Raw genomic sequence first — 2686 nt, 5'->3', positions numbered from 1 at the left:
ATCTGCGGCAAGGCTACGACCAACTGCGTCTTCTCCGGCGAGATGCTTTGGGTGACAAATGCCGGCGTGATGGAGACCGGCAGCGACCCCTCCTTCGACGGCACGCTCTGCTGTGTGCGTGTTCCGGGGGGCGGAGGACCGACGCATTACGGTCGCATCGGCGGTAAGAAACCGTGAGTAGTTCCTCGATTATCTCGAACACAGGCCCTCGGGCCAACGGCGGTGCGGGCGTTGCAGAATCACCTGCTTCGACGGCGGCGCTGAAGCGCCTGTACAGCATCGCCGCGGTGCGCGACGCCGCACTGCGGACGTTGCCGCGCCCGGTGTTCGACTTCGCCGACGGCGGCGCCGAGGATGAGCGAACGCTGCGCCGCAACGAACAGGCGTTCAACGACGTTGCTATCCTGCCGAGGCCCCTCAACGGTGCAGCGACACGGGATCTCTCCCTTGATCTTTTCGGCGCAAAGCTCGCCATCCCGCTCGGTATCGCGCCAACTGGCCTGGCTGGTCTGTTCTGGCCCGACGGCGAGTGCGCGGCAGCCCGAGCAGCGGCAGCCGCTGGCACCTTCTACTGCGCCAGTCACGGCTCGGCCTGCACACTGGAGGACATAGCAGCCACCGGGACCAGCCCGCGATGGATGCAGGTGTTCATCTACACCGATCGCGGCTTCACCCGGGAAATGGTGGATCGGGCGAGTGCCTCAGGATACGGCGCGCTGGTGCTCACCGTCGACAACCAGCTGCTCGGCAACCGGGAACGCGACATCCGCAACGGGTTTTCCATCCCGCCGCGCTTCGGTGTGGCAGGGACGCTGGCGGCCGCCACCAAGGCGGCGTGGCTGCTGCGCATGCGCACCCGGCTTCCGAAACTGACCTTCGGCAACTACCTGCGTCCCGGCGAGACGGCGACGGTTGGCGCGCTGGCGGGCCGCATGGCCGCACTGCTCGACCCTGGTCTGTCCTGGGCCGACGTCGACTGGCTGCGCACCGTTTGGTCCGGACCGTTGTTGCTGAAGGGCATCCTGCATCCCGGAGAAGCCACGGAGGCCGTGGCGCGCGGTATCGACGGCGTCAGCGTGTCCAATCACGGCGGACGCCAACTTGACGGTGCCGTCGCGTCGTTCGACGCGCTGCCTGCGGTGGTCGCGGCTGTCGATGGCCGCATACCTGTACTGATTGACGGCGGCGTTAGGAGGGGCTCCGACATCGTCCAGGCGTTGGCGCTCGGAGCGTCCTGCTGTCTGATCGGCCGGCCACAGCTATGGGGGCTCGCGGTCGCCGGCGAAGATGGGGTGCGACACGTGCTCGAACTTTACCGCAAGGAGATCGACCGGGTCATGGGGCTGATGGGGGCACGGAGCCTTAGCGACCTCGGTCCAGACTGTCTTTCGTTCGTTCAAGCTACGAGGCTGCCACATGATTGAAGACCCGCCGCTGCTCACTATCAAGCGCCGTTTCGAACGGCCTGCGGCAGACATCACCAGTGCCTTTTCCGGCGTGCCCGTCAGCCAGGTCGTCGACGCCATGGGCGGGCGCGGAGCCTTGCACCATGCGATCAAGCCGCTATCACCAGCTGCTGCTACGCTGGTCGGCGTCGCCGTGACCTGTCAGTGCGGCCCTTCCGACAATCTCGCGCTGTTTGGGGCGCTGGACGTCGCCGTAAGTGGCGATGTCATCATTGCGGCCACCGACAGCTTTGCCGGGGCGGCCGTCACCGGGGATCTCGTGCTTGGCATGGCGCGCAATAAGGGGGTCGCCGGCTTCGTCACCGACGGCCTCGTGCGCGATGTTATCGGGATCGAGGCGGTCGGGTTGCCGGTTTACTGTGCTGGCGTTATCGCGAACTCGCCGGCGCGCAATGGTCCAGGCACAGTCGGTTTTCCGGTGGTGCTGGGAGGCGTGACTATCTCGCCGGGAGACATACTGATCGGCGACCGCGATGGCGTCGCCGTGGTACCCCGCCTGGAGGCTAGGACCGTGCTGGCGCGGCTCGCCGCCATCAAGGCGGCCGAGCAGGATCTTGATGCCAAGGTGCGCCAAGGTCTGGAAATGCCCGAGTTCGCCACCGTCGTCCTCAAGTCTGACAGGACGCGCTTCGTTGATTGAAATGGGGTTGCCGAATTGCAAAAAAGATTTGAGGACAACATCATACCGATGAGGTGACGCGACTGCCAGCGTGCGGAGCGCTCAAACGTAATTTACGCGGCGCGCCGTTGGGGCAAATGGGGACCCGAGCGGGCTCGACGAGGGTCGACGGCAGTCACGATGCTGTGGTGGTGATCGCAGTAGACGCGATCAGGCGAAGTCGCCCCGGCACAAAAACGGTAGCCGCCAGGTACTGACGGGTCTTCGCTCACCGGGAAGCGGCACTGGTATACGCCGAGCTGAATGAGGGGAACGTCTCTTGACGTTAGTCTGATATTTTCAGGCATGATGGTTTCCAGGTTCCTTTAGTCCATAGCCATTGCTGGCTGACGACCGCGGTGCGACGTCGGGCGAGCTTCTCTCGTTTGGAGGGCTTTGGATCAGCATATGGTGCTTGTCGCGCCGTCAATGAAGTCCGACCGCCCCGCTTCTGAGGCCAATAGTTTGCGACTTAAGGCCACACCTGCGAGACTCAGGAAACACAGGCAAAGTCCCATCGTAGAGCGCCTCGGCCGGGGTTTGTCCCTTGGCGGAGGTGTAG

The 2686-nt window shown here is 64.5% G+C and carries 2 protein-coding genes; both read left to right on the top strand.

Features of this window, described 5'->3' with window-relative positions; genetic code table 11:
• Positions 1-173 precede the first annotated feature (173 nt).
• Positions 174-1424: an alpha-hydroxy acid oxidase gene (locus FJ980_RS29650; protein WP_140547178.1), complete on the top strand. Its 1251-nt coding sequence runs from the start codon at positions 174-176 to the stop codon at positions 1422-1424.
• Complete coding sequence (locus FJ980_RS29645) at positions 1417-2106, top strand: RraA family protein (protein WP_140547177.1); 690 nt, start codon at positions 1417-1419, stop codon at positions 2104-2106. Before FJ980_RS29650 ends, FJ980_RS29645 begins: the two co-directional genes overlap by 8 nt.
• Positions 2107-2686: the final 580 nt, after the last annotated feature.

It is taken from the genome of Mesorhizobium sp. B1-1-5 (assembly GCF_006443065.1).
In the GTDB taxonomy this organism is placed as follows: domain Bacteria; phylum Pseudomonadota; class Alphaproteobacteria; order Rhizobiales; family Rhizobiaceae; genus Mesorhizobium.
Note: the sequence above shows the minus strand (reverse complement) of the source record. Positions and strands in the feature narration are given on the sequence as shown.

Bases quoted from the DNA above. Each gene is read 5' to 3' on its own strand.
- FJ980_RS29645 (WP_140547177.1), top strand. From the start codon at position 1,417: ATGATTGAAGACCCGCCGCTGCTCACTATCAAGCGCCGTTTCGAACGG.